Annotated in this window: 5 protein-coding genes and 1 tRNA gene; 1 reads left to right on the top strand and 5 read right to left on the bottom strand. The window is 63.8% G+C overall.

What is annotated here, in order from left to right:
• Positions 1-81: 81 nt before the first annotated feature.
• From rplA to ABD243_RS20305, 5 genes are all read right to left on the bottom strand, one after another.
• Entirely contained in the window at positions 82-789 is a 708-nt protein-coding gene (gene rplA / locus ABD243_RS20325; protein WP_116765107.1) for a 50S ribosomal protein L1, read from the bottom strand.
• Between the two features lie 185 nt (positions 790-974).
• Positions 975-1,406 carry a 50S ribosomal protein L11 gene (gene rplK / locus ABD243_RS20320; protein WP_024365990.1) on the bottom strand — a complete coding sequence of 144 codons (432 nt, stop codon included), beginning with the start codon at positions 1,404-1,406 and terminating at the stop codon, positions 975-977.
• 130 nt (positions 1,407-1,536) lie between these two features.
• Positions 1,537-2,397: a transcription termination/antitermination protein NusG gene (gene nusG, locus ABD243_RS20315; protein ID WP_116765108.1), complete on the bottom strand. Its 861-nt coding sequence runs from the start codon at positions 2,395-2,397 to the stop codon at positions 1,537-1,539.
• Positions 2,398-2,510: 113 nt separating this feature from the next.
• Positions 2,511-2,795 (bottom strand): preprotein translocase subunit SecE, encoded by a 285-nt coding sequence (gene secE, locus ABD243_RS20310; protein ID WP_116765337.1) that lies wholly within the window; start codon positions 2,793-2,795, stop codon positions 2,511-2,513.
• Between the two features lie 79 nt (positions 2,796-2,874).
• Positions 2,875-2,947 (bottom strand) — tRNA-Trp (locus ABD243_RS20305).
• A gap of 277 nt (positions 2,948-3,224) precedes the next feature.
• Between ABD243_RS20305 and ABD243_RS20300 the strand changes: the two genes are divergently transcribed.
• On the top strand, positions 3,225-4,442 hold the full coding sequence (locus ABD243_RS20300; protein WP_116765109.1) for a pyridoxal phosphate-dependent aminotransferase: 1,218 nt from the start codon (positions 3,225-3,227) through the stop codon (positions 4,440-4,442).
• The last annotated feature ends 142 nt before the right edge of the window (positions 4,443-4,584 follow it).

Here is a 4,584-nt window from a genome sequence, read left to right as displayed (position 1 = left end):
GCCGCCCCGCAGTTGCGGGGCGGCCTTTTGCTGGAAACTGGTGACGCCCTGAAGCTGGCGACGCCGTGGATCCGGTGAGGATTAGACCTCGGTCAGGACCTTGGTGACGTTGGGGTCAACCGAGATGCCCGGGCCGAACGTGGTGGCCACGGTGGCCTTCTGGATGTAGCGGCCCTTGGAAGCGGACGGCTTGAGGCGCAGGACCTCTTCCAGAGCGGCTGCGTAGTTCTCGGCCAGCTTGACGGCGTCGAAGGACACCTTGCCGATGATGAAGTGCAGGTTCGAGTGCTTGTCGACGCGGAAGTCGATCTTGCCGCCCTTGATGTCGTTGACGGCCTTGGCGACGTCAGCGGTCACGGTGCCGGTCTTCGGGTTCGGCATCAGGTTACGCGGACCCAGGACCTTACCGAGGCGGCCAACCTTGCCCATGAGGTCAGGGGTGGCAACGGCGGCGTCGAAGTCGGTCCAGCCGGCTGCGATCTTTTCGATCAGGTCATCGGAACCAACGAAGTCGGCGCCGGCAGCGATTGCCGCTTCAGCCTTGTCGCCCGTTGCGAAGACGAGGACGCGGGCAACCTTACCGGTGCCGTGCGGCAGGTTAACGGTGCCGCGGACCATCTGGTCGGCCTTACGCGGGTCAACGCCCAGGCGGAAAGCGACCTCAACGGTGGCGTCGAACTTGGACGGGTTGGTGTCCTTGGCGAGCGTCACTGCCTCGAACGGCGCGTAGAACTTCTCCGCGTCGATCTTGGCCGCGGCTGCCTCATATGCTTTGCTGCGCTTTGCCATGCTGCTTATTTCTCCTTGTGCAGTTGTGGTCTGCGGACCGCGCTGGGCCCTGCCACAGGCGGCATCCCGGCTGGTTTGTCCATCCCGGAATCCCGCTTTTCAATGTTTAGGTGTTGCCGGCGGACCGGCGGTGCTGACCGGCGTCGTGATCGGTTTTACGAACCCGGCGCATCAGCGGTGGGGAATTAACCCTCGACGGTGATACCCATGGAGCGGGCGGTGCCGGCGATGATCTTCGCTGCGCCTTCGAGGCTCGTGGCGTTGAGGTCTTCCATCTTGGTGGTGGCGATCTCGTTGACCTGGGCCTGGGTCAGCTTGGCGACCTTGACGGTGTGCGGGGTCGGTGAACCCTTGGCAACGCCTGCAGCCTTCTTGATGAGCTCTGCAGCCGGCGGGGTCTTGGTGATGAACGTGAAGGAACGGTCTTCGTAGACCGTGATTTCCACGGGGATCACGTTGCCGCGCTGGGCTTCCGTCGCAGCGTTGTACGCCTTGCAGAATTCCATGATGTTGACACCGTGCTGGCCAAGCGCAGGACCGATCGGCGGGGCCGGGTTAGCGGCACCTGCCTGGATCTGCAGCTTGATGAGGCCGGTGACCTTCTTCTTGGGAGCCAATGTAGGTCCTTCTCTCAAATACGTCCTGGGACACAGGAGCGTGCCTCAGGTTGGTGGCCGCCATGGCAAGGCGGCCGGCCGCTCCGTGGCTGCTAAGCGGGCAGTCACGGGGCGAATTCTTGTAGTCCAGCTAGATCTTGCTGACCTGGTTGAACGCCAGCGTGACCGGAGTCTCGCGTTCGAAGATGGACACCAGCACCACGAGGGTCTGGGAATCGATCTTGATCTCGGAGATCGTGGCCGGAAGGGTCTCGAACGGGCCCTCCTTGACGATGACGGACTCGCCAACCTCGAAGTCGACGTCCACCTGGGCGGCAGCGTGCTTGACGGGCTTGCCCTTCTCGGCCTGCTCTTCTTCGAAGACCGGGGCGAGCATGGAGAAGACCTCATCGAGGCGCAGCGGGACCGGGTTGTGGGCGTTGCCCACGAAGCCGGTGACGCCGGGGGTGTGGCGGACGGCGCCCCAGGAAGCGTCCGTCAGGTCCATGCGGACCAGGACGTAGCCGGGGATGCGGACGCGGTTGATGACCTTGCGCTGAGCGTTCTTGATCTCAACGACTTCCTCCATCGGAACCTGGATTTCGAAGATGTAATCTTCCATGTCCAGGGTCTGGATGCGGGTCTCAAGGTTGGCCTTGACGCGGTTCTCGTAGCCTGCGTAGGAGTGGATGACGTACCAGTCACCCTCCTGGCGGCGCAGCTTGGCCTTGAACTCTTCGGCGGGGTCGACGTCGGCCTTGGCGGCCGCTGCTGCCAGCGCGTCGGTATCTTCTTCAGCTTCGCCCGTTTCGGCGTCAGCATCGGTGTCTTCTTCAGCGTCGACGTCGGCGGCAACTGCTGCCTCTGCGTCTTCTTCCGCGGCTACGGCCTCGTCAGTGACGTCGGATTCGGGTGCAGCAGACACAGCCTCGGACTCTTCCGCGGCTTCCACCGCGGCGTCCTGGCTCTTATCCAGCCCAGTCTCAGTTACCTCGAGCTCCTGCTCAGACACTTGGTCTCCTGCTTCCTCATTGCCTAACATGCCTATTTAAATGACTCAATTCCGCACACCCCGCGGAATCTCCGGTTTCCCGGGGCATCCACGCAGTCTGCGGACCGGTCGCCTTAGCGGTCCGTGGGGGCGCTGCCGCCGAAGACCCAGCTGACTGCGGTCCCAAAGGCCAGGTCCAGCAAGGTGACTATCACCATCATGATGATCACGAACACCAGCACCACGAGCGTGTAGTTGATCAGTTCTTTACGGGTTGGTGCGACGACCTTCTTCAGTTCGCCAATGACCTGGCGGATGAAGATCGCGATGCGAGCGAAGAAGCCGGGCTTGGCGGCATTCTTGGCGGGGCGGCCTTTGGAGCTGCTGGCAGCCGTTTCGGTCACCTGGTCCTCACTCATCCTCGCAATGATCGGATACCCGGCTCTGAACTGAACCGTGGTTGCTGCGCTGGTTCCGGATGATCCGGAACAGCATGCGCAGGGCAGACAGGACTCGAACCTGCAACCTGCGGTTTTGGAGACCGCTGCGCTACCAATTGCGCCACTACCCTTCGGGGCTAAAATCCGCTCCGGCCGATGCATTCCGCAGGCTTCCCTGAGGCGCAGGCCATCATCGTGTTTTCAACACCGGAGAACCAGTCTACGCAAGAACTGCGCCTACGTCGAACCGGCCCTCTTCCGGACCCCTGCGTGACCGTGAAAACCAACTGACAGCCGTCAGTCACATTTCCGTTCCGGCACCGCGGGGGATCCGGTGAACAGCATAGAGTAGATTCCGTCGAATCCCACATCCAGCCTTCCAGCTGCAAGCGAAGAACGGACCCGCCCATGTCTGCTGCCCGCATTTCCCAGCGCATTTCCGCCATAGCCGAATCCGCCACTCTGGCCGTCGATGCCAAGGCGAAGGCGCTGAAGGCAGCCGGCCGGCCGGTCATCGGCTTCGGTGCCGGGGAACCCGACTTCCCGACCCCCGGCTACATCGTGCAGGCCGCCATCGAGGCCGCGAGCCAGCCGAAGTACCACCGCTACTCCCCCGCGGGCGGGCTGCCGGAGTTGAAGCAGGCCATTGCGGAGAAGACCTTCCGGGACTCCGGCTACAAGGCCGAGGCATCACAGGTGCTGGTGACCAACGGCGGCAAGCAGGCCGTGTACAACACATTCGCCACCCTCCTGGATCCGGGCGACGAGGTCATTGTTCCCACCCCGTTCTGGACCACGTACCCGGAGGCGATCCGGCTGGCCGGCGGCGTGCCGGTGGAGGTCTTCGCCGGCCCGGAGCAGGAATACCTGGTCACGGTGGACCAGTTGGAAGCCGCCCTCACGGACCGCACGAAGATCCTCCTCTTCGTCTCCCCCTCCAACCCCACCGGCGCCGTGTACTCGGAGGAGCAGGTCAAGGCGATCGGTCAGTGGGCGGCGTCCAAGGGCCTGTGGGTTGTCACCGACGAGATCTACGAACACCTGACCTACGACGGCGTGCCGTTCACCTCGATCGCCACGGCCGTCCCCGAACTGGGCGACAAGGTGGTCATCCTCAACGGCGTCGCCAAGACCTACGCCATGACGGGCTGGCGCGTGGGCTGGATGATCGGCCCCGCCGACGTCATCAAGGCCGCCACCAACCTGCAGTCCCACGCGACGTCGAACGTCTCCAATATCATGCAGATTGCGGCCCTCGCCGCCGTGTCCGGGCCGCTGACCGCCGTCGATGAGATGAAGGTGGCCTTTGACCGCCGCCGCAAGGCGATCGTCGCGGGCCTGAACGCGATTGACGGTGTTGAATGCCCGACGCCTAAGGGCGCCTTCTACGTGTACGCGGACGTCCGCGCGCTGCTGGGCAAGGAGTTCCCGTCGGCGAACGGTCCGGTGCGGCCGGCCACCTCTGCTGAACTCGCGGCGCTGATCCTGGACGAGGTCGAGGTGGCGGTGGTTCCCGGCGAGGCCTTCGGCCCGTCCGGCTACCTGCGCCTGTCCTATGCGCTGGGCGACGAAGACCTGGCCACGGGCGTCGGCCGCCTGCAGGACTTCCTCGGCAAGGCGAAATAGCAGCCCCAACCCCCGATGCGCTATCACTTGTGGTTGCTTTGCCCCCGGCAAAGTCAACTGGTTGGAGCAACGCCGGGGTTTAGGCTGCGTGCAGCAGCTGGTTCAGCCGGTTGGCTGGGGTCTCCAGGTTCAGGGTGGGTCG

The organism is Arthrobacter humicola (assembly GCF_039531445.1).
GTDB classification, from domain to species: domain Bacteria; phylum Actinomycetota; class Actinomycetes; order Actinomycetales; family Micrococcaceae; genus Arthrobacter; species Arthrobacter humicola.
Note: the sequence above shows the minus strand (reverse complement) of the source record. Positions and strands in the feature narration are given on the sequence as shown.

Coding starts and splice junctions, on each gene's coding strand:
- rplA (WP_116765107.1), bottom strand. CDS start 789: ATGGCAAAGCGCAGCAAAGCATATGAGGCAGCCGCGGCCAAGATCGAC.
- secE (WP_116765337.1), bottom strand. CDS start 2,795: ATGAGTGAGGACCAGGTGACCGAAACGGCTGCCAGCAGCTCCAAAGGC.
- ABD243_RS20300 (WP_116765109.1), top strand. CDS start 3,225: ATGTCTGCTGCCCGCATTTCCCAGCGCATTTCCGCCATAGCCGAATCC.